At 31.6% G+C, this 23,419-nt stretch carries 20 protein-coding genes and 1 tRNA gene; 7 read left to right on the top strand and 14 right to left on the bottom strand.

Annotated elements, in window-relative coordinates:
* Positions 1-123 precede the first annotated feature (123 nt).
* Entirely contained in the window at positions 124-1,086 is a 963-nt protein-coding gene (locus ABDW27_RS12065) for an SPOR domain-containing protein (RefSeq protein WP_343696139.1), read from the top strand.
* 40 nt (positions 1,087-1,126) lie between these two features.
* Here ABDW27_RS12065 and ABDW27_RS12070 read toward each other — a convergent pair whose 3' ends face one another.
* From ABDW27_RS12070 to ABDW27_RS12100, 7 genes are all read right to left on the bottom strand, one after another.
* Positions 1,127-1,885 carry a hypothetical protein gene (locus ABDW27_RS12070; RefSeq protein ID WP_343696140.1) on the bottom strand — a complete coding sequence of 253 codons (759 nt, stop codon included), beginning with the start codon at positions 1,883-1,885 and terminating at the stop codon, positions 1,127-1,129.
* A 57-nt stretch (positions 1,886-1,942) separates the two neighbouring features.
* Positions 1,943-4,222: a helix-turn-helix domain-containing protein gene (locus ABDW27_RS12075; RefSeq protein ID WP_343696141.1), complete on the bottom strand. Its 2,280-nt coding sequence runs from the start codon at positions 4,220-4,222 to the stop codon at positions 1,943-1,945.
* 109 nt (positions 4,223-4,331) lie between these two features.
* On the bottom strand, positions 4,332-4,907 hold the full coding sequence (locus ABDW27_RS12080; protein ID WP_343696142.1) for an OmpH family outer membrane protein: 576 nt from the start codon (positions 4,905-4,907) through the stop codon (positions 4,332-4,334).
* Between the two features lie 652 nt (positions 4,908-5,559).
* Positions 5,560-6,420, bottom strand: a complete 861-nt coding sequence (locus ABDW27_RS12085) for a class I SAM-dependent methyltransferase (protein WP_343696143.1) — start codon at positions 6,418-6,420, stop codon at positions 5,560-5,562.
* A 335-nt stretch (positions 6,421-6,755) separates the two neighbouring features.
* Positions 6,756-8,627, bottom strand: a complete 1,872-nt coding sequence (mnmG, locus tag ABDW27_RS12090) for a tRNA uridine-5-carboxymethylaminomethyl(34) synthesis enzyme MnmG (protein WP_343696144.1) — start codon at positions 8,625-8,627, stop codon at positions 6,756-6,758.
* A gap of 687 nt (positions 8,628-9,314) precedes the next feature.
* Positions 9,315-9,734, bottom strand: coding sequence for an rRNA maturation RNase YbeY (gene ybeY / locus ABDW27_RS12095; protein ID WP_343696145.1), 420 nt, complete (start codon positions 9,732-9,734; stop codon positions 9,315-9,317).
* Positions 9,721-13,122: a hypothetical protein gene (locus tag ABDW27_RS12100; RefSeq protein ID WP_343696146.1), complete on the bottom strand. Its 3,402-nt coding sequence runs from the start codon at positions 13,120-13,122 to the stop codon at positions 9,721-9,723. Before ABDW27_RS12100 ends, ybeY begins: the two co-directional genes overlap by 14 nt.
* 165 nt (positions 13,123-13,287) lie before the next feature.
* Between ABDW27_RS12100 and gltX the strand changes: the two genes are divergently transcribed.
* Both gltX and ABDW27_RS12110 read left to right on the top strand, forming a co-directional pair.
* Positions 13,288-14,793 (top strand): glutamate--tRNA ligase, encoded by a 1,506-nt coding sequence (gene gltX, locus ABDW27_RS12105; protein ID WP_343696147.1) that lies wholly within the window; start codon positions 13,288-13,290, stop codon positions 14,791-14,793.
* Positions 14,794-15,048: 255 nt separating this feature from the next.
* Entirely contained in the window at positions 15,049-16,032 is a 984-nt protein-coding gene (locus ABDW27_RS12110; RefSeq protein WP_343696148.1) for an SPFH domain-containing protein, read from the top strand.
* 29 nt (positions 16,033-16,061) lie between these two features.
* On the opposite strand, the gene ABDW27_RS12115 is transcribed toward ABDW27_RS12110, so the two are convergent.
* From ABDW27_RS12115 to ABDW27_RS12135, 5 genes are all read right to left on the bottom strand, one after another.
* Positions 16,062-16,316: a DUF6327 family protein gene (locus ABDW27_RS12115; RefSeq protein WP_343696149.1), complete on the bottom strand. Its 255-nt coding sequence runs from the start codon at positions 16,314-16,316 to the stop codon at positions 16,062-16,064.
* Between the two features lie 5 nt (positions 16,317-16,321).
* Complete coding sequence (locus ABDW27_RS12120; protein ID WP_343696150.1) at positions 16,322-16,672, bottom strand: competence protein; 351 nt, start codon at positions 16,670-16,672, stop codon at positions 16,322-16,324.
* Between the two features lie 75 nt (positions 16,673-16,747).
* Positions 16,748-17,074, bottom strand: coding sequence for a YtxH domain-containing protein (locus ABDW27_RS12125; protein ID WP_073415161.1), 327 nt, complete (start codon positions 17,072-17,074; stop codon positions 16,748-16,750).
* Between the two features lie 80 nt (positions 17,075-17,154).
* Entirely contained in the window at positions 17,155-17,634 is a 480-nt protein-coding gene (locus ABDW27_RS12130) for a hypothetical protein (protein WP_343696151.1), read from the bottom strand.
* An 827-nt stretch (positions 17,635-18,461) separates the two neighbouring features.
* On the bottom strand, positions 18,462-20,579 hold the full coding sequence (locus tag ABDW27_RS12135) for a glutamine--tRNA ligase/YqeY domain fusion protein (RefSeq protein WP_343696152.1): 2,118 nt from the start codon (positions 20,577-20,579) through the stop codon (positions 18,462-18,464).
* 151 nt (positions 20,580-20,730) lie between these two features.
* Here ABDW27_RS12135 and ABDW27_RS12140 point away from each other — a divergent pair, with 151 nt between their 5' ends.
* The 4 genes from ABDW27_RS12140 (at position 20,731) to ABDW27_RS12155 (ending at position 21,775) form a co-directional block, all read left to right on the top strand.
* Entirely contained in the window at positions 20,731-20,949 is a 219-nt protein-coding gene (locus ABDW27_RS12140; protein ID WP_343696153.1) for a hypothetical protein, read from the top strand.
* A gap of 2 nt (positions 20,950-20,951) precedes the next feature.
* Entirely contained in the window at positions 20,952-21,248 is a 297-nt protein-coding gene (locus ABDW27_RS12145) for a hypothetical protein (protein WP_343696154.1), read from the top strand.
* Between the two features lie 2 nt (positions 21,249-21,250).
* The gene (folB, locus tag ABDW27_RS12150) at positions 21,251-21,610 is read left to right on the top strand and encodes a dihydroneopterin aldolase (RefSeq protein WP_343696155.1); all 360 of its coding nucleotides are present in this window, start codon (positions 21,251-21,253) and stop codon (positions 21,608-21,610) included.
* Positions 21,611-21,704: 94 nt separating this feature from the next.
* Positions 21,705-21,775 (top strand) — tRNA-Cys (locus ABDW27_RS12155).
* A gap of 263 nt (positions 21,776-22,038) precedes the next feature.
* Here the strand turns inward: ABDW27_RS12155 and ABDW27_RS12160 are convergent.
* Together ABDW27_RS12160 and ABDW27_RS12165 are read right to left on the bottom strand one after the other, a co-directional pair.
* Positions 22,039-22,719, bottom strand: a complete 681-nt coding sequence (locus ABDW27_RS12160; RefSeq protein WP_343696156.1) for a LysE family transporter — start codon at positions 22,717-22,719, stop codon at positions 22,039-22,041.
* Between the two features lie 14 nt (positions 22,720-22,733).
* Positions 22,734-23,402 carry a head GIN domain-containing protein gene (locus tag ABDW27_RS12165; protein ID WP_343696157.1) on the bottom strand — a complete coding sequence of 223 codons (669 nt, stop codon included), beginning with the start codon at positions 23,400-23,402 and terminating at the stop codon, positions 22,734-22,736.
* Positions 23,403-23,419: the final 17 nt, after the last annotated feature.

A 23,419-nucleotide genomic window follows, 5' to 3' on the forward strand; every position in this document is an offset into this window, starting at 1 on the left:
TTAAAAACTAATAACGCGTTAAATAAAATACTGAAAATTAGTTATCTATAAAAATATCAGAATTGTTAATAAAAATTGTGAATAAAATTTTGATAACTATATCAGTTCATTAATTTTGTTACTATGAAAATTGAAACTTACATCGCGCAGTTATTGTATCGTTATCAGTGTGTAACGGTTCCTGGGTTTGGAGCATTTTTAACCGAAATTCACTCGGCTCAGCTGAATGAATCTTCAAATTCATTTTTTCCGCCCAAAAAAACTTTGTTTTTCAACAGCCGTTTGAAAAACAATGATGGACTGCTTGCCAATCATGTTGCACAGTCAGAAAAAACATCATACGGAACCGCTGTAAATTCGATTGCATTTCAGGTACAAACGTGGAGACAAACACTGGAAGAAAACGGTGTAATCAGTTTAAAAAACATTGGAGATCTTCGATTGAATTCTGAAAACAATATTGTTTTTACTCCAAACGAACAAATAAACTATTTGTCAACTTCATTTGGGTTAAGTCCGTTTGTTTCGCCTTTGGTTAAAAGAGAAATGTTTGAGAAAAAAATCGAACAAATTTCAGAAAGAGAAACGGCTTCGTTGTATGATGAAGAAGAAGTTAGATCTTCAAGATCGTACTTGAAATATGCTGCCATTTTTGTACTTGGTCTTGGTGTAACCGGAAGTATTGGATATCCTTTATACCAAAATCAAATTGCTGCACAAACCCTTGTTGTAGAAGGAAATGTTCAGAAAAAAGTTCAAAACAAAATTCAGGAAGCAACTTTTGTAATTCAAAATCCGCTGCCGGCTGTAACTTTAGTAGATTCAGCTAAAGTAGAAACTCCCGAAGAAAAACTTATGCCATATCACATTATGGCGGGTGCTTTTAGAAGCGAAGCAAATGCAAGAAAAGCATATAACCAATTGATTAAAGATGGCTATAAAGCCAGAATGCTTGGCGAAAACAAACATGGTTTATTCCCTGTTTTATATGGAAGTTACGCAACAATGCAGGAAGCTGAAAATGCTCAGAAAGAAATTCAAAAAGGCGAAAATCCAGATGCCTGGATTCTCGTTGAAAACTTATAAATAACAAAAAATCCTATTCTAACCGAATAGGATTTTTTGTTTAACGTGGAACAATTTTCGCGTCTTGATTGAGTATTTCTTTTCCATTTTGAGTTATCACCAAATTTGCCGGGGGCGTTTCTCTTGTACCTAAAGGCGTAATATAGCAAGTATAAATAAATTTGCCTTTTTTGAAATCAAAATGTTCATTTCCGCCGCTGCCGTCAGCAAACCATTTTCCGTTTTCAATAATTAAATCTGGTTTTTCGCTCATCTTTTGTTTTACAGACCAGGAAGCATATCTGTAAGTTTCATTTCCCATATCATCAATTCTAATTCTGAATTTTGATGTTTCTAAAACATATTCCGGGTTTTTAAACTTTGCTATACTTGGATGCAATTTAGTTTTCTGTGAAGAAATTAGCTTTGCTTTGAAATCTTTCTCAAACTTTGACTGATAATTGATTGTTTTCAGTTTTCCATCAGTATCAAACCAAAGTGTTCCATCATTCAGCATAATTCCGCGCCAGCCCACTTCTGACCAGTCTTTATCGGGTTTTGACGATGTTATTTCTTTTTTTAAATCGGCATCAAAAATCTCTGAATATCGTTTTATAAATTCCGTTTTGTTTTTGATTGACGGGATTGGATTTTCTCTCTTTAATGGATATGAGATCATATTAGCAACAGCTGCTTTGTCTCCCCTTTGAACGCTGGAAATAAACGTTTTTATAAATTTTTGATATTCTGGTTTTAAATCCTGAGCCGACATTTCAGTTAATGAAATAAGTGCTAACAGAATGAATATAAGCTTTTTCATAAGTTTTCTATTTTACATAATGTTTTTAAAGTAATTCTTGAAATTCCAAATCTAAAATCAATTAATGCTGGCTTTGAACATTCTGAGTTCATCCCAAGTAAATTCATCACCGTATTTTTCTTTTAACGGACTTAGAGTTTCTTCCTGATAAAACTCAAATGCTTCACGGAGAGCAAGAATTTTATCGTATGGAAGCACATCGGCAATATCAACTTTCTTTTCCTGAATAAGTTTTGTTAAATGCGATTCTATTGTTTGAACGGTTAGTTTTCTAAGGCGTGCAATATCTTCAACCGAATTTTTTGCCAGCCAGAGTTCGTGGGTTTCTTCTATTGTTGTCTTTTTTGGGCCTTTTTCCGTCGTTTTATCGACTTTTTTAGAAGAATAACGCATAACAGGCTCTTCAACCTGAAACATGTCTGTATTGGTCATTTTAAACTCTTCTCTAATTTTCGAAATCTTATCGGTTTTATAGTTTTTGATTGTCGGAGAAGTCAAACTTTCTTTGCTGATTGTTTCACGGGAAACGACAATGTCAACCAAAAGTCGGGCTTTCATCAAACGCAGGACTGCTTTCGTTTGCAGATCGTCCAGAAGAGATAATTCTTCATAAAATTCTTTCACTTTTTTAAACTTTTGAATTTCAGCCATTTTACTCAAAAGATCCGAAACCAGTTTGTCCATTGGTTTAAAAAAATAATCGTAAGCCGCCACTACCCTTTCCCGAACAAAAAGTAAATCGACGGTTTCTTTACTAAAAATTTTATTAAGCTGCTGAATGAATTTCTGCGAAGGATCTGTAAGTGCTTCAATAGTATCCATGCGTTTATGCGCCCAAACCGAATGTTTAGATTTTTCTGAAGCAACTGCATTTTCATTATAACTAAAACGGTGATTTCTCCACTCCTGCGCTAAATCTACCCAATTAAAACTGTTTATCAAATAGTTATGAATAAAGTTTTTGGTTTCAAAATGAAGCGAGTTTTTCAAATCGTCTTCTGTTGCTTTGTTCAAAGCGTAATCCATAACATCCTGATCATTTGAAAGACCATTCATCTGCATCGTAGAAAGCAAAATAAGCCCGTTTAAAGAAGTTAAACGAGAAAGTGCAACATAGGCCTGACCAGGAAGAAAAACTTGCGATACATCGAGCGCAGCTTTCTCAAAAGTTAAACCCTGGCTTTTGTGAACCGTAATAGCCCAGGCCAGTTTGATTGGATAATGTGCAAATGTGCCTAAAACCTCTTCTTCAATTTCTTTTGTGAGTTCGTTTACTTTGTAGCGAATGTTTTTCCATTCGTATTTTTCTACTTCAATGGTTTTATTTTCTTCAGGAAAATGAACAAAAATTTCCTGATCAGAAAGCGATTTTATTACGCCCATTTTTCCATTAAAATATCGTTTATCGAATGACAAATCGTTTTTCACGAACATTATCTGTGCTCCAACTTTCAGTTTTAGATTTTCTTCAACAGGGAATATTTTTTCAGGAAAATCACCCACAACTAAAGGCAGATAAGTAAATTCTTTTCCTGCTAAATCATTGATTGCTTGTTCGTTGATTGCATCTGCTTTGGCATTATGCGTGGTCAGGGTTATGTAGCCCGGATTCATCTTCAGATCAAAATCCGGTTTTACGTATTGGTTTAAAACCTGAATATCCTGCTGTGTAATTTGGTTATTTCGCAGATTATTTAAAACCGAAATGAAAGTATCATCGCTCTGACGGTAAATCTTTGATAATTCGATGTACAAAGGCGGATTCTGCTGAATTACATGCGAATGAAAAAAGAATTTTCCTTTGTAATAATTGCGTAAAACGCGCCATTCTTCATCGCGAATTACGGGCGGAAGCTGCAATAAATCTCCGATAAAAAGCACCTGAACACCACCAAAAGCCTTGGTATTTCTCCGCACGGTCTGCATCATGAAATCTATAGCATCCAGTAAATCAGCACGAAGCATACTGACTTCATCTATAATGAGCAGTTCCATATTTCGAATTACATTCCGCTTTACATTATTCATTTTAAAATGTCTGCGAAGTGATTCCTTATTCTCAAATTTTACTGTTTCAGTAAACTGGGAACTTTCTTCATACGAAGGAATAAATGCCGAAAACGGAAGCTGAAACATCGAATGAATCGTTACTCCGCCAGCATTTAAAGCGGCAATTCCTGTTGGTGCTACAACTACTGTGTTTTTGTAAGTAGTAGCAATAATTTCACGCAATAAAGTGGTTTTTCCTGTACCGGCTTTACCAGTCAGGAATATCGATTTTTGGGTTTGATTTATGAATTGTAGTGTGTAAGCTGCAGCTTCTGTAACATTTTGCATCCGGCCGGTATTAAACGTCAAAAATATCGCATTTTTATAAAAGAAAAAAACCTAAATCCGTTGTGGATTTAGGTTTTTCAATTTTAGTTTTTAGTTAGTTTGGTAGTTTTTATTTTTTAGCCTCTTCAGTTTTTGCAGGAGCTTTTTCTTCTTTTGGAGATGATTTATACTTCTCGTTCAAAGCTTTAATTACCTCTTTTGTAATGTCATACTTGTCTTCGGCGTATAATACAGTTGCTGCATCACCAGTTCCGTAGATGTATGAATAACCGTTTTTCTTACCGTATTCTTTGATGAATTTTTTAACTCCGCTTACAAGAGAATCCATTTCTACACCACTTTCTTGTTGCAATTGCTGAGATAAAGCTTGTTGAGCATATCCTAACTGCTGCTCTCTTTTTTGTAATTCTGCACCTCTTTGTTGTGCCCATTGCTGGCCATTAGCCTGTGCCTGGCTCTGAAAATTAGCAGCATCTTGCTTAAAACGAGTAATTTCAGCTTGTAACTGTCTTCCTTTTTCTTCGGCCTGAGCTTTGTATTTTGCCTCAAGGTCTTTTGCTTCAGTATACTCTTTCATCAAAACTGAAGTATCTATGTAAGCTGTTTTTACTTCCTTAGCTTCAGTTGCTTTATTACATGAAACAACTAAAATTGAAAGTGAGATAATTGCTAATGCTTTTTTCATTTTCTAAATTTCTATTTTTTTATTGGTATGAAAGACAAAAATATAAAAAAATAAATAGCATCAACATAAAGTTTAAAAAATGCTATAATTTTATGATATTAGTATTATTTATAGCTAAAAATAAAGCTATAAAATATCATTATCAAAAGTGACTTTCATAAGTCTTTTCTAAGAAACGTTTTCTAAAAAGACAACACAAAGCCTCGTTTTGTCTGAGAAAACGCTTTAAATTCGCTTATTTTAAGTTTTAACTGCTTTTTGAACAAAAAATCACATCGAAATAGATTTTTTAAAAATTTAGTTTCAAAACAGATAAAAAATGCTGAGTAAAATTCTTTTTCTGATTTTTCTACTTTTTTTAAATTTTTTCTTTTGCAGAAAAAATTTACTCAGATAAATCATTTTTTTGAATTAACTAAAAAAATTTTTCACTGATTTTTTCATTCGATAAAAAGTAAAATCTAAAAATCCAAAATCGAGCAAAAAACTTCAAAAAAAAGGCATTTTTTAAGGTATTAGTTTTCTTTATGGATGCAAAAAAAGCTATAAAATATCACTATTAAAAGTGACTTCTATAGCTTTTATTAGAGCTGTTTTCTAAAAAAAGACAACACAAACCCTCAATTTACCTAAAATAGGGTCTTAAATAGGCTTATTTTGCGTTTTGAGTGTTTTTTAGCACGTAAATGTGCGATGAATACTCTTTTGTTCCGGATGCTTTTAAATTTGATTTTAAACCGATGAAAAATGCTTTGATAAAATTCATTTTTCCGGTTTTGTATTTTTCAGAAAGAAGACTCACATAAAATGAATCAAATTTCATTGGAAGTACTTTTTCTAATTTCATGTCGACTTTTTCAAAAAGTGATTTTATCGCTTTTTTCGAAAAATGCCAAAAATGAATTGGCACATCAAAAGCTGCCCAAAATTCACCATAATGTTTTGCATCGAAGGATTTGAAATTTGGAACCGCAACAATTAATGTTCCAGTTGGTTTTAATAAACGCTTCAATTCGTTAATCTGATTTTCTAAATTTGGAACGTGTTCTAAAACGTGCCACATTGTAATTACATCAAAAGAATTATTTTCTAAAGAAGCTGTTTCTTCAACAAATGAAATTCCTTTTTGCTTCGCAATATTTTTTGCACGGTCACTCGGTTCAATTCCAATTACGTTCCAGCCGTCATTTTTTGCTGTCAATAAAAAATCACCAGTTCCGGCTCCGATATCTAAAATTTTTCCTTTTTGAGATTGTTCTGAATTAATTAAATTCAGTTTATTTTTTAAAGCAATACTTTTTACAAAATGATATGCTTTTTCAAAAATTGAACGTTTGTTGTCTGTGTGCGAAATATAATCTTCGCTTTCGTAATATCTTCCTAAATTTTCTAAATCCGGCTGCGGAGATGTGATCAGCATATCGAGATCTTCATCATAATACAAATCGAAAATTTCTTGCGAAACAGAATGGTCTTTTACAGTAAGAAAATGTTTTTTGTTTAAAACGTCCATTTTTTAATTAATAGTTTTTAAATATAATTTCGGCATTGAATTTTGCAAAGATGGAAATTTCATTCATCTAAACAATTTTTATTTTTTCTATTTTCTCCAAATCGTAAAAGATGAACAAAAGTTCATCTTTACAAATTTTAAATATTTTTATTCCACAGTAAACTAAAAATGATTTTTCAAAAAATAGTTTCACGTGGAACAATTTAAATTTTAGATTTCTGATTTAGATTATTTGATGGAATCTAAAAATCTGTACGTACTAACATAAAACATTTTAAGTTTCACGTAAAACAGATCAAAACAATCTAAAATCTAAAATCAGAAATCTAAAATTATTATCTTCCCATATAAATCAAAAGCACAGAAATATCACTTGGTGAAACTCCGCTGATTCTTGATGCTTGCGAAATTGTAACGGGACGAATTTTACTTAATTTTTGTTTTGCCTCAATCGACATAGATTTGATTTTATGGTAATCGAAATTGTCCGGAATTTTCACTTCTTCTAAACGAGTAAGTTTATCAGCATTGTTTCTTTCCTTTTCGATATAGCCAGAATATTTAACCTGAATTTCGGCTTGCTCTAAAACTTCTTTGTCTAATTTATTTTCTTCTACATAAGCTGCCACTTTTTCAAATTTCAGCATATCTTCTAAATCAATCTGCGGACGAGAAAAAACTTTAAACATTTTATCGCCTTGAGAAATTGGTGCCGATTCTTTCGCTTCCAAAATTGGATTTGTTTCTGCAACCGTAACACTTGTTTCTCTAAAGAATGAAACCATCTTTTCAGACTCGTTCAATTTGTATTCCATTCTTCGCATTCTCTCTTCAGAAGCTAAACCAATTTCGTATGACATTGGCGTCAATCTGAAATCGGCATTATCTTGTCGCAGTAAAGTTCTATATTCTGCTCTTGACGTAAACATACGATAAGGTTCTTCTGTTCCTTTCGTAATTAAGTCGTCAATCAAAACTCCAATATACGCTTCATCACGTTTTAAAATTAATGGCGCTTTTTCATGCACTTTTAAATGTGCATTTATACCGGCCATCAAACCTTGCGAAGCTGCTTCTTCATATCCTGTTGTTCCATTAATTTGTCCGGCAAAATATAATCCTTCAACTAACTTTGTTTCCAAAGTATGTTTTAATTGTGTCGGCGGAAAATAATCATATTCGATTGCGTAACCCGGACGGAAGAATTTCACGTTTTCAAAACCAGCAACAGAACGCAATGCTTTAAACTGAATATCCTCCGGAAGCGAAGTTGAAAATCCATTTACATAAACTTCACAAGTATTCCATCCTTCCGGTTCAACAAAAAGCTGGTGACGTTCTTTATCTGCAAAACGATTAATTTTATCTTCGATCGAAGGACAATATCTCGGACCTAAACTTTTTATTCTTCCGTTGAACATTGGCGAACGATCAAAACCTTCCCTTAAAATATCATGAACATCCAGCGACGTGTATGTCATGTAACAAGAACGTTGTTGCGTTAGTGGTTTTGTCAAATCAGAATATGAAAACTTATCTGGGTTCTCATCTCCTTTTTCTTCATTCATTTTCGAATAATCCAAAGAACGACCATCAACTCGTGGCGGTGTTCCTGTTTTCATTCTTCCAGCTTCAAAACCTGCTTTGATCAAATCTTCGGTAATTCCGGTTGCGGCACTTTCACCTGCTCTTCCTCCGCCAAATTGTTTTTCTCCAATATGAATCAATCCATTCAAAAAAGTTCCGTTTGTCAACACAACCGATTTGGATCGAATCTCAACTCCAAGTGAAGTTCTGATTCCTTTTATTTTTCCATTCTCGATAATCAGACCTTTTACCATCTCTTGGTAAAAATCTAAATTTAGAGTTCCCTCCAACATCATTCTCCATTCTTCTGCAAAACGCATTCTGTCACTTTGAACTCTCGGCGACCACATTGCTGGTCCTTTTGATTTGTTCAACATCTTGAACTGAATTGCAGTTCGATCTGAAACAATTCCGGAGTAACCTCCAAGTGCATCAATCTCACGAACAATTTGTCCTTTTGCAATTCCTCCCATTGCAGGGTTGCAAGACATCTGGGCAATGTTCTGCAAACTCATTGTAACCAACAAAGTTTTGGATCCTAAATTTGCGGCCGCTGCCGCGGCTTCAGATCCTGCATGACCAGCACCAACTACAATAACATCGTATTCTTCTAAAAACATTTTGTTTTATTATTCTCTGGAAACCGTTTAAGGCAGTTCTCAGAATTAACTTTATTTTCTCTTTGTTCCACGTGGAACAGTTTTATTATTTTGTTTCAGGTTTGAAGTTTCAAGTTTCAAGTTCTCCATTCATTTCGAATAAACTTTACTTTACCTGCATCTTAGATCCTTTACTTTTGAATCCGATATAGACACAAACCACAACTCTTAAATCTATTTCGTTCCACGTGGAACGAAATTTTAAATACAGACTTTTTATTCAAAAGCTCAGTTGAGACTTTCAGATAACTTAAATTTCAAAAATTCGAAACAATTTAAACTTCAAAATTCAATCTCCAACAATTTTAAATTATGTTTCACGTGGAACAAAATAATCAATTCAAATTAAAAATTCCACAAAGTGTTTCACGTGGAACACAATTATTAAACTTCGTTATTTCAAAATTTCAAATAAAAATACCTGAAAAAGGATATTTCAAAACTGAATATTCAACTGTTCCACGTGGAACCATTTATATTAAATCACACAAATAAAATTGAATTTCATTTAACTATCGTGTTTCACGTGGAACAAAATCTTTAAATTTTAATATTTAAAAATTTAAAACGTTTCACGTAAAACATAAATTTCAAACTTTATAAAACGTGTTCCACGTGAAACATGCTTTATTTTTTTTAGATGTTTAATTATTGTTCCACGTGAAACATTGCAATTTTTTCATCTTCTTTTGAACGCATCAATTCTGCATCTGCATCACTTTTATCTTTGTATCCACAGTAATGTAATATACCATGAGCAAGAACACGTTTCAATTCTTCTTCAAAAGAAACATTAAAATCTTTTGCGTTATCTTCTACTCTTTCTACAGAAACAAAAATATCTCCGCTTATCTCGTTACCAACTGTATAATCAAAACTGATAATATCTGTTAGCGTATCATGATCTAGATATTCTACATTTATCTTATGTAGATATTCATCATCACAAAAAATATAATTTATTTCTCCTTCATTCTTCTTTTCAGAAACAATAACAGCACTCAGCCAATCAGCAAAAGCTTGTTCGTTGTCTAAAGAAAATTCTGTTTCGTAATTAAAGTTTATCATTTTTATTAAAATATTCTTGAACCTTTTGATTAAAATTCGAGCGCAAAGGTAGCGATTGTCTATTTAAAATTTCTACACTATTTAAATATTCAGTTAATGAACTTGGTAACGCATTTGATCGGTTAGAAAATTCAGCTTTATTTGTTTCAGATTGACGCTTCGTATCTTGACCTTGTTCCTGAACTGCATTATTTAATTTTAGTAATTCTTGCTGAATATTTAAAATTCTCTGCAGGTTTTCATTTTTAAATCCTTTGTTTAATATTTGTTTTTCGGAAGCTTTCATCTGTTCGATTACAGGTCTGCCTTGTGCATCTAATCCTTTTTTGGCTAACTCTTTTTGTAAAGCTTCACGAAGTTTAACCTGCTCTTTGTAAATCTCCATTATCTTTTCAGCATCTCCTTCGCCATCATCACCCTCTTTTCCATCTTTACCTTTTTCTTCTCCATTGCTTCCTTGTCCGTTTTTGCCCTGACCATTCTTTCCGTCTTTTCCATTTCCATCTTTACCTTGTCCGCTATTCTGACCTTGTTTACCATCACCGCTTTTTCCTTGCTGACCACTTCCGGGTTTATCTCCCGGCTTCATTCCTTCTTTCATTTTATCAGCAAGACCTTTTTGTTTTTGAATAATATCCGGTAATTGCATTCCTTGTCCGTCTCCGGGTTTTGGTTTTCCTGCTCCCGGTTTAGACATTTGCATCTGCATATTATTCAAAAGATCACTTAAAAAATCGGCTAATTTGTTTGCAGATGAAACAGCATATTGCTGATGCGAAACTCCTTTTGGTATTTGAACATCAGTTAAAACTTCAATTGCTTTATCCATATTATATTGTACGTTTCCTATTTCCTTAGTAACATCTTCTGCAATTTTTGGATTTCTAAGAGACATTGCAAACAAGCTATCATCGACATGACGGAATTGTTGTTTTAAATTTTGCTGAATTTTGATGTTCTTCGTATAAGCAGAAGAACCTAATTTCATCGATTTAAATTGTTTCATTACATCTTCCTGAGATAATGAAAAAGCTAAAAGGTTATCCAGAATCTGACGAAGCATTGCAACATCTTCTTCTAATTGTTCCTGCTCCCCTCCTTCCATACTCGACTGCATTTGTTCGGCCATTGACTTCATTTTCTTTGAAGCACTTTTTTGTTTTGGCTTAGCCGAAGATGTGTTCTTTTTATTCAATTCTTCAGAAGCTTTATTCAAATCGTTTTCTACATCTTTTTCTTTCGAAGCATCTTTTGGAATATCCATTGGTGACTTCAAAGAATTATTTTCATCTTTTAAATCTTTTAAATCTTCCTGAATTTTATCAAATGATTTATTGATTTCGTCTTGCTTCTCTTTGGTGTTTTCGCTGTCTTTATTAGAAAGCTGTTCTTGTTTTTCTGCAAGCTTATTTAATTTTTCGGCAACCTGATTAGCTTTCTTTTCTACATAGAAACGCTTGGTTAACTCAACTAATTGTTCTAAATTACGAGATTGATTTTTACTGATTTGTTTGAACTTTTCCATCTTATCAAACAGTTCATCGCTGTTTAATTTATCATTTAAGTTCTTCAGTTCATCTAAGAGTTTTTGATTTTTCTCTAAATCTTTCTCGGCATTGTCTAAACGCTTTTGTAAATCTTCGGCAGTTTTGTCTTTCTTGTCTGTATTATATTTATCTAAATTCTTATTCATTTTTTCGGCAAACTCTTTCATCATTTCGTCTTGTTGTTTTTGACGTTTGATAAAATCATTTACTTTTTGCTGATCTTTAAACTCTAAATTATCTTTTTCTTTTCCGGTATTTTTTAGTTTATCCATTTCAGAAAATTGCTTTTCCTGATTCTTTAATGATTTAGATAAACTATTAATATTGGCATTTTGCTGTTGTAATTCGGCATCCTGAATTTCATCTGTTGTAGCAACTCTGTCAGAAAATGTAGAAGACTTTGTACTCTTAAATCCGTGTGGTGCATCATTGTCAAAAACTTCAAAATAGTATTCATACGATACTCCTTCTTCAACGGCAAGGTTACTTGGAAAGTTAAAAACGAACTGATCAAATACAGTTTGCTTTACAGGAATGGTTCCGCGTTTTGCAGTTTGTGGTTTATTTTTTTCGTAATAAACGATCTGTAACTTTGACAAACCGTAGTCATCACCCAGTCTTCCTAAAACATAATTCTTATCTAATTTTAAACTATCAGGAGCTGGTGAAACTGTAATAGTTGGATGCTGATCTTTAATAACCGACAGTTGATAATCTAATTTTTCGTAGTTCTTAACTTTATCGTTTGAAGTCAGAATTTGGTATTCCGTATTCTGATTAATGCTTTTTACTAACTTAAAATTGTCATCTGCTTTATTAAATTTGAATACTGAATTCTCGTCTTTCCAAACAATTTCCTGAGTTGACTTTGTAGACATTTTCCAGGTAACAGTAGTTCCTTCTGGTACAATTGCGTTGCCGGTTCCCTGAATAGTTTCTGATTTCTTTTTCAAATATGATGGAAAATTCAGAACCATTTCGAAGTTAGCAATCGACGGGACAGTGATAACTTTTAATTCATATTCATTTGATGAAACTGAATTTCCTTCGAATGAAAACTGAACATCTGAAGTTGGTTTTTCAATCTTGAATTCGAACTTTCCAGTTTGAGAAGATTCCATAAAATAGCTTTCGTTGCCAATATGAATCATCACATTTTCGGGAACAATGTTTCCTTCAGTTTCTACTTTTACAATAAAATCTTTGTTTTGTTCTGTCTGAAGTTTGTCATTCAAAACAACAAATTTGAAAGGGGCCGGTGGCAAAAATGCAGAATTGAAATGCACTACTCTATTAAAACTTTGCGAAATGATATTGCTGTTTCCTGAGATAAAAAACACTGCAAACAACAAAACCGGAATCAAAGCTAATGGCAAATACTTTTTATTTGAATTAAAATTGATCGCATTTCCAAACGGAATTGGTTGTAAAGAATTTGCTTTTTGTTCGATCGAAGCCAACATTAATTCTGAACTTTCAGCAGAATTTTCATTAGAAGAAAGCTGTAAAAAGTTCGTCAGTTTATCACTTACTTCTGTAAAATGATTTCCAATAATTGCCGAAGCCTGATTATAATCAATTCCTTTTTGAAGTTTGAACAACTTGAAAATTGGAAATAAGATAAAACGAAACAGCAGAAAAACTTCTACGGCAATAAATATCCAGAATAAAAGTGTTCTTCCTAATGGTTTCAGCCAAAGAAAATACTCAATAAAAAGCGTAAATAAAAAATACAAAAGCCCAAAACCTATAAAAAGAAGTCCACCTTTTATCAATTCGTTCATGTAATATTTCTTTATAAATCCTTCTAACTTCTGATATATTGCAGATGATGTTTTCAAAATAAAATCTCTTTTAATTATAACCTATAAAAGTAGTAATTATAACGATAAGTCTGAAAGCCAAAAGTCGAAAGTCAAAAGTTTAGCACACAACGAAAAACCTTTCAGACTTTCGACTTTTGGCTTTTGACTAATGTTGTATCTTTGCATCAAAATTATAAACAAATGTCAAAGCAAGTTCGTGTGCGTTTTGCACCAAGTCCGACTGGACCATTACATATTGGCGGAGTTCGTACTGCCCTGTTTAATTATCTATTTGCAAAAAAACATAACGGTGTTTTTTATCTGAGAATTGAAGATACAGATCAGACGCGTTTTGTTCCAGGTGCGGAAGAATATATTATGGAAGCGTTGGAATGGTTAGGAATTTCTCCTGAAGAAACTGTTGGAAAAAACGAAAAATTTGGTCCGTATAGACAAAGCGATCGTAAAGATTTATACCAAACTTATGCAGATCAACTGATCAATTCGGGTTGGGCATATTATGCTTTTGATACTCCAGAAGCTTTAGATGTTCATAGAAAACAGCACGAAGCAGAAGGAAAAACATTTATTTACAATCATCATAACCGTGAAAAATTAGATACTTCGTTAGTAATTTCTGCAGAAGAAACTGCTAAAAGAATTGCAAATGGAGAACATTATGTAATCCGTTTTAAAACTCCGGTTGATGAAACTTTACATTTAAAAGATATCATTCGTGGTGATGTTAAGTTTGAAACGAATCTACTTGATGATAAAGTTCTTTTCAAAAGTGACGGAATGCCAACTTATCATTTAGCGAATATTGTTGATGATCATTTGATGGAAACTTCACACGTAATTCGTGGTGAAGAATGGCTGCCATCTATGCCTCTTCACGTTTTATTATATAGAGCTTTTGGCTGGGATGCTCCTGAATTTGCACATTTACCTTTAATTTTAAAACCTGTTGGAAATGGAAAATTATCAAAAAGAGATGGAGATAAATTAGGATTTCCAGTGTTTCCATTAGAATGGAAAACCGAAGAAGGCATTTCATCTGGTTACAGAGAGAAAGGATTTTTCCCAGAAGCGGTTCTAAACTTCCTTGCTTTGTTAGGTTGGAATGACGGAACTGACAAAGAATTATTTTCTCTTGAAGAATTAGTTGAAGCTTTTGACTTAAACAGAGTTCACAAAGCGGGAGCAAAATTTGATCCTGAAAAGAACAAATGGTTCAATCACCAATATTTAATTCAACAAAATAATGCCGATTTAGCGAAGAGCTTCTCTCCTATTTTAGTTGAAAAAGGTGTTGATGTTTCAAAATATGATGTTACAAGAATCGTTTCATTGATTAAAGAAAGAGCAAATTTCGTTTCAGATTTTTGGGATTTAACTGATTTCTTTTTTCAGGCGCCAACATCGTATGATGAAAAAGCAAGCAAAAACTGGAAGGAAGAAACGCCAGCTTTAATGCAGGAATTGATTTCAACTCTTGAATATATCGATGGATTTGATTCGGCAAATATTGAAGCAATTGTAAAAGATTGGTTAACGAAAAACGAAATCGGAATGGGTAAAGTAATGCAGCCTTTCCGTTTAAGTTTGGTTGGAGCTCTGAAAGGTCCTCACCTATTTGACATTGTTGAAATCATTGGAAAAGAGGAAACTATTTCGAGAATTCAGAAAGCTATAGCAACATTATAAAAAAATTTACCATTACGATATTAAGATAATTAAGCTTTACTAAATGATAAAAAAGAAAGCTTAAAAGTTCATAAAGCTCAGCTTAATTCTCTTGACAAAGCTTTGTTCTTAATTTTCTAAATGTCTTAATGGTTAAAAAATAGAAACGCTAAGAAACATCTAACAAATGTTCTTAGCGTTTTTTTAATGTTTTAAAATTTTCTTTTAGAAGAATTTTCGTAATTTACCAAAATCAAAAATATAAACTATATAACCATGAGTACAGCATTTATTATCTTATTAGTATTAGCATTCTTCATTTTCATGTCGTCTTTCTTCACTGTAAAACAACAAACAAGTGTTATTGTAGAACGCTTTGGGAAATTTACAAGTGTAAGAAATTCGGGTTTACAATTAAAACTTCCAATAATTGATAGAATTGCAGGTCGTGTAAATCTAAAAATTCAACAATTAGATGTTCTTATTGAAACACAAACTAAAGACAATGTGTTTATTAAAATGAAAGTTTCTGTTCAGTTCAAAGTAATTCAGGAACATGTATATGAAGCTTTTTATAAATTAGAATATCCACACGATCAAATTACGGCTTATGTATTTGACGTAGTTCGTGCCGAGGTTCCTAAATTAATTTTGGATGATGTGTTTGTTCGTAAAGATGATATTGCAATTGCTGTAAAACGAGAGTTGAATGAAGCGATGACAACTTATGGTTATGACATTATCAATACACTTGTAACAGATATTGATCCGGATATTCAGGTAAAAAATGCAATGAACAGAATCAATGCCGCCGAAAGAGAAAAAACAGCAGCGATGTTTGAATCTGAAGCACAACGTATTAGAATTGTAGCTAAAGCAAAAGCTGAAGCTGAAAGTAAAAAACTTCAAGGTCAAGGTATTGCAGATCAACGTAGAGAAATTGCACGCGGATTAGTAGAAAGTGTTGAAGTTTTAAACCAGGTTGGAATCAATTCACAGGAAGCATCTGCATTGATTGTAATTACACAACATTATGATACGCTGCAAGCTATTGGAGCCGATACTAATTCTAATTTGATATTATTACCAAACTCTCCACAAGCTGCAAGTGATATGTTAAACAGTATGGTAACTAGTTTTTCAGCTTCAAATATTATCGGAGAAGAAATGAAAAAACAACCTAAAAAAGTTAAAAAAACTAGCAATTCAGATATAAATTATAATCCATCAGATACATCTGAGCCAACAGAAACGGCTTAATATAACCAACACTAAAATAAAAAAGAGGCTTAACTGCCTCTTTTTTTATTTATAAACCAGTTGATTACAAATGGTATAATAGATTGTAAAATTTCTGGAAATGAATTCTTAACATATCCTGTATAAGATGAAACAAATCCGTTTACGATTTTTTGCGGTGTAATGCTTTCTTTTGTTTTCTGAAAACTCAGCACTAATTTTTGATAATTGATATCTTTTTCTAGTTTCAGAATTTCTAAATCTCTGTCAATTTCAGCATAAGATGAGTATTTTTTCTTTTCCATAAATCTCAATCATTAAAAAATATTTCTGAAAATTTCTCCAAAATCGGGCCTTCAACAATCTTATCTTTTATCAGAAAAAGCAAAATTGTAAACAAAAGATAGATCCCTCCTACTGCCAAAAATCCCAAAGCATTACTTCCAAATAAATCTCCAAAAGCATACGCTGCAGCAAAAGATCCGAAAAGTAAAACCATACTAAAACATAATAATATCAACGTAAACTTAAAAATCAAAGTCGTTGATTTCATTGCTACTTTAAAACCCCAGAGTTTATAATAAGCTAAATGGCTGTCAATGTAAACTTTAGTTTGTTCCTGGATTTTTTCGGTATTTTCTTTTAACTCTTCAAAAGCCATAATTATATTTTTAAAATGAAAAAGCACAAAATCATCTTATAAAAATAAGACAATTATGTGCTTCTTAAACAATTATTATTTTTGAAGTTTAGCGTTTTGTGCTTTTAAATCAGCCAGTTTAGATTCTAAAAAAGTGATTACTTCTTCTGTTTTATGACTTACATTTGAAAGCATATCAGTTAAAGTTCCGTCAAGATTTTGTGTTGCACTAGTAAATTTTTCTTTAAGAACTTCAGAACTAGCTTCAAAAGAATCCTGCAAATTATGTTTTGCATCATCAATTCCTTCTTTAATTTTAGCTCTGGTTTTTGATCCTTTATCTGGAGCAAACAAGATTCCAAGAGCTGCTCCTACTGCAGCACCAGCTAAAATTGCTGCGATTGTATTTGAATTATTTGACATGATATTACATTTTTAAGTGAGTAATAAAGATACTTCTTTTTTAAAAGACAAACTCTAAAAATAAGTATTTAACAATAAAATTAATACATATAAGAAATTGCTTCGTATTTACCATCTCCTTTTTCAACAATAGAAACGAAAGGATAACCATTTGAAGCTGACTTAGTTTTGATTCTCATTGCAGTTTGTTTTTGATTTGCAATTGGCGGTTCACCTTTTGTCCTCGTCGAAACTCCGGTAAAACTAGCTGCCTGCTTCAGTCCTATTGTCTTTTCCTGTGGCAGAACAGTTACCATTTTGTAATCGTCTTTTGAATCTACTACAATTTTATCAGAGATTTTTTGAGTTGTTTTTGTCTGCTTATTCGTAATTGATGAAACAGCGTGTTTGCTTATTTTTATTTCTTCAGAACTTCCGTTTAACGAATAATAAATTAAACCATTTTCGTTTTTAATAAAATTAACATCAAGTTGTTCACCATTGTGTTTAGTAATTTGATGAGTTTGAGAAATTGCAATATTTGCAAATAACATCACTAGCGTAAAATATAAAATTTTCATGATATTGGATTTTTAAGTTTTATAATTAAAATTTGTCAGATTGAATTATAAAACGATAATCGCCTAAAACTAATGCTATGAAAATTTCATGATTATGAAGTAATTTGAAAAATACCTTTTACGCGAAATATTATCAAAATCAAATCACAATAAAATTTGAACATAAAATTTGTTGTTTCGAGAAATCAGCTTAGAAATAATCTTAAAATGAAAATGTTATTTTTATTTTAAAGAAAATCAAATTAGAAATCTGCACGGAAATATCAATTTTATAAAATCATCTCTGACTTTTGGTATTGAGTTAAAAATAGCAACTTTATAAACAATTGTATGTTAATAACCCGTTAAACTGACAAAAATAACAGCTAAAAGTTAAATAAAAGGTTTAAATCAACAATAATTCAAAAAATGAGTTATCTATCGACCGAATTAAAATATTAGCTTAAAATAGATTTATGAAAGCTAAAATTAATTTATATTATCTATAAAAATTTTATTTTAAATAGATTTTATAAATAATAAATAAATTTAATAAAATATTAAAATAAATAAATTTATCTAATAATTTAAAAGTTAGGAATTTCTATTTTTTTGAGACTTAAAATTAAAAAAATGGACAAAAAAGGCAAAACTTAAAATAAAGAGTTTTAAAAACCTATTTCTAAAAAAAGAATTCAAGAGATCGATAAAATTAAAAAATGTCTTAAAATTAATCTATGAAAGTCACTTTTAATTTAAAATAATTATAAAATTTTTAATCTTAATAGAAAATACAAATAATAAAAAAACGCTTATAAAAAGCGCTTTTCAATAGATTCTAATTATTTTTATTTCTTAACCATTTCAGAAAGAATTTCGATTTCTCTTTCAGAAGCATTTTTTGGTGGATTTGAATATAATTTTAAAATTTCATCATCAAATTGATTTTTGAAACTTTCACTTTCGATATCTCTTAAATTTAAAAGTGCTTTTGATCTTACATAAGTTGATTCACTTTTTAAAGACATCGAATATAATTTCTTAATATCTTCTTCTTCAAAATCTGTCGATTTCCAGTTTGAATATTTCAAAATAAACTGAGAAAACAACAGCGAAGCCTTATTATTGTTGATATTTTTCTTTAATGAATTCTGTAAAAGAGAAAAAGTAGAGATATTTTTGATGTTCTCTCCTATTGCACTTTCAATAGCAATTCTCTCAGGTTTTGTTTCAACTTTAAAGTATTTGTTAATATCTTTCAAAGAATTATTGATGCTGTTTTCTTCTTTTTTACCTTTTTCTTCCCAGGCATCTTTCAATCCAACAGTCTTGTTAAACACTAATTTTGAAGGAGTTGAGTCTTTATCAACAGTAAAATATCCTAAACGTTGAAACTGAAATTTATCTTCATTTTGAGCTGTTGCTAAACTTGGTTCAACATATCCAGTTACAATTTCTAATGAATTTGGATTCACAAAATCTAAGAAATTTTTCTCTTTATAACTGTCCGGAGCTTCATCTGTAAACAAACGATCGTACAAACGAACTTCAGCTTCTAATGCATGTTTGATAGAAACCCAATGTAATGTTCCAGATACTTTTCTTTGGCTTGCTTCTGTTCCGCTTCCGCTTAAAGAATCAGTATCATAAGTTACATGAATTTCTGTAATATTTCCTTCAGAATCTTTTATAACAAATTCACCTTTAATGATATAAGCATTTTTAAGACGAACTTCTTTTCCTAAAGTTAAACGGAAAAATTTAGCTGGAGCTTCTTCTAAAAAGTCTTCTCTTTCGATGTATAATTCACGAGAAAAAGGCACTTTTCTGAATCCAGCACTTTCATCTTCTTGGTTATTTTCAGCTTCCAACCACTCTTCTTTTCCTTCCGGATAATTCGTAATTACCAATTTTACAGGATCTAAAACAGCCATTACACGAGGTGCAATTTTGTTCAAATCTTCACGAATACAGAATTCTAAAACCGATACATTTATCAAATTATCACGCTTTGCAATACCAATTGTATTAGCAAAATTACGCAAAGATGCAGCTGTATAACCGCGTCTTCTTAACCCGGAAATTGTTGACATTCTTGGATCATCCCAACCGTTAACATGCTTTTCCTTAACTAGTTGCTGTAATTTTCTTTTACTAACAACTGTATGTGATAAATTACGTCTTGCAAATTCTCTTTGCTTTGGACGCAGTTTATTATCATCAAAAATTTGATCTAAAAACCAATCGTATAATTCACGGTGAGGCAAAAATTCAAGTGTACAAAATGAATGAGAAATTTGCTCTAAATAATCACTTTGTCCATGTGCCCAATCGTACATTGGATAGATTTTCCAAGCATCTCCAGTTCTGTGGTGATGTTTATGTAAAATTCTGTACATGATAGGATCACGCATCAACATGTTTGTTGATTTCATGTCAATTTTTGCACGAAGAATATGTGTACCAGCCTCAAATTCACCGTTTTTCATTCTTTCGAATAAATCTAAGTTTTCTTCTACAGATCTATTTCTAAATGGAGAATCGGTTCCAGTTGTAGACGGAGTTCCTTTTTGAATAGCCATTTCTTCAGAAGTCTGACTATCAACATAAGCTTTATCTTTTTTTATTAATAAAACTGCCCAGTCGTACAATTGTTGAAAATAGTCTGATGCATAGCGCTCTTCTGCCCAAGTATAACCCAGCCATTCTACATCTTTTTTAATAGCATCAACAAATTCCTGTTCTTCTTTTTCAGGGTTTGTATCATCAAAACGTAAATTCACAGGAGATTGATAATCAATTCCTAAACCAAAATTTAACGCAATAGAACTCGCGTGCCCAATGTGCAAATACCCATTAGGTTCTGGTGGAAAACGAAAGCGAAGTTTAGTGTTTGAAAGACCTGATTTTACGTCTTCCTCTATGATTTGTTCAATAAAATTGAGTGATTTCTCTTCTGATGCCATTATTTTATAGTAATTTTAGCAAAGATAAAAAAGTTTATAGTTTATAGTTTATGGTTTATGGTTTTCTTTGGAAACTTACTGAAAACATGAAACGTTAAACCTGAAACTCGAAATTAATTTAATTAGTATTTTTGTATAAATATTCAGAGTTATGAGACAATTAACTGTTACAATTCCAGATGATTTTTACGAAACTTTTGTTAGTTTTTTTAAACACATTCCAGATGTTTCTATAAATGAAAATGTTGAGAATGAAATTCCGCTATGGCAGCAAGAAATGGTTTTAGATCGTATAAAAAATGCTAAACCAGAGGATTTTATTAGTTGGGAAGAGTCTAAAAAAAGACTCAATGCTAAATGGAATAAATAATAATGTTTGAAATAATTATTCTCTTAAGAGCTGAATTAGAAGTAGATGAAATTGCTGAGTATTATGAATCTCTTTCTGATGGTTTAGGAACAAAATTTTTTAATGAATATCAAAAGTATGTTGATACTTTAAATACATTTCCATTTTTTGAAGAAAAATATAATATAGTTAGAACCTTACCTTTGAAAAAATTCCCATACACTATTCATTTTACAGTTGATGAAATTAACAAAATAGTTACAGTATACGCTGTAACATCCAATTATCAAAATCCAAACACTACAAGAATAAAACTATAAAAATGGGAGTTATAAAATTAAAAAACATCCGTACTTTTTCTTACCACGGATGTTTAATTGAAGAAGGAAAAATTGGATCTGATTATACTGTCGATCTAAAAATTAAAACCAATTTACAGAAATCTGCAGAAACAGATCATCTTTTAGATACTGTTGACTATGTTCATTTGAACAAAATTGTGACAGAAGAAATGGCAATTCGTTCGCATTTATTAGAACATGTTGCCAAAAGAATCAATATTCGAGTATTGGCAGAGATAAAAACTGTAGAAAAAACAACAGTTTGGGTTTCTAAAATTAATCCGCCTATTGGTGGTGATGTTGAATCAGTTACTATAAAAATGACCGAAATTAGAGCGTAATGATTTTAATTAAAATCGTATTTTTTCAAAATAGTTTATATGAAACTTTTGAATTTTAAAGATTTTAGTTACTTTTGCCATCCGTTCAAGCAATGGCGTCGTGGCCGAGCGGCTAGGCTGGGCTCTGCAAAAGCTCCTACTCCGGTTCGAATCCGGACGATGCCTCAAAAAGAGATACAGAAATGTGTCTCTTTTTTTTATGCTTAATTTTTTCTACAATCTTGTCATTCTGAGGAACGAAGAATCTTCGCAAGCAATTCCACACCGTAAGACATTCTTTGTAGAGCTTGTTACTAAGATTCTTCGTTCCTCAGAATGACAAACTAGACTTAAATACTTCTACTAAAAAGTGGTAAATCAACATTATCAACACAAAAAAACCTCTGAAATTCAGAGGTTTAATTTTATATTTTTGAGTTATTAACAACTTACTTATTTTCAATCTTTTCAAAAGCATTTTTAACCATTTCTTTTTCTTTAGGAAACCATCCCTGAACCATTAAAGCAACTCCAAAAACCATTAAAACAATACTTATTCCTTTTTTGATTTTAAGAATATTATTTGGCGTCATTTTAGATTTTAATTGTTTGGCTAATAATATTTTAAGACAGTCAACTAACAAATAAGTTATGATAACTGAGGCAAAAAAAGTAATCATTCTGGAATTTTGCATTTCTAATTTTGGTCCTATAGAAATAATTACAGCAAGCCAAAAACCTAAAACTCCAATGTTAATAACGTTGAGTAAAAAGCCTTTGATAAATAAACTTCCATAATTTCTTTTTATAATATCACGGTCAATTTCTTCATCATTAATTTTTTCTTCTTTTTTTAATCTCACAAAAGAAATTATACCATAAGCCAGCATTATAATTCCTCCAAAAATAAAAAGAGCCGGTTTGTCTTTTAAACTGGAAATCAGTCTGTAACTTCCTAAATAAGCAATAGCAATAAAAAATATATCGCCAAAAACTACTCCAAAATCAAAAACTATTGCTGCTCTAAATCCTTTTGTAATACTAGTTTCTAATAGTATAAAAAATACCGGACCTACCATAAAGCTAAGAAAAAGTCCCCACGGCAGTCCAGCCAAAATATCGTTTATCATCAAAATACTTCTTGTTATTTTACTTCTTCGATTTTACCTCCTAATACTGTTTTTTGATTGATTTGTTTAGGTTTTCCATAAATGTAAATAGAGCCTCCTGCGCTTACTTTTGCCTCGACAAGGGTCGAAGCATTAACATCGGCTTTTCCGCCCGCAGAAACGCTTACTTTCGTTTGAGAAGTGGCCAATTTACTTCCAAGGAAATAACCCCCGGCTCCTAAACTCGCATCAAGATTATCTGCTTTACCTGTTGCCGTAATTTCTCCTCCTGAAACAGAACTTACTTTTAACTTATCAACGTTCAAATCTACATTAATTTTTCCACCTTCCTGTGCACTAACTTTAAAAGAAGTTGCTTTTATAGCTTCTTTGCTTATAACTTCAGCTCCTTCATTAACATCAATCAATTCTAAATGTTTATAATACAAAGTTACTTCAAGATCATTTCCTGAAAGAAGTTTAGGAAAAGGCATTCTTAATTTTAAAACGCCATTTTTATTTACAGCTTCCAGTTCAGCTTCCCTTACACCTTTTATAACAACTTTATTTTCAGACGACTGAATTAATTTTACACTTAATTTGTCGTAAACTTTTACGGTATCAAAATCTCCTAATTCTTTGGTAACCTGACCAAAAGACATTTGTGCAAATAAAATTACTGCTCCAATAATTAGCTTTTTCATACTTTTATTTTTTATTA

The organism is Flavobacterium sp. (genome assembly GCF_039595935.1).
In the GTDB taxonomy this organism is placed as follows: domain Bacteria; phylum Bacteroidota; class Bacteroidia; order Flavobacteriales; family Flavobacteriaceae; genus Flavobacterium.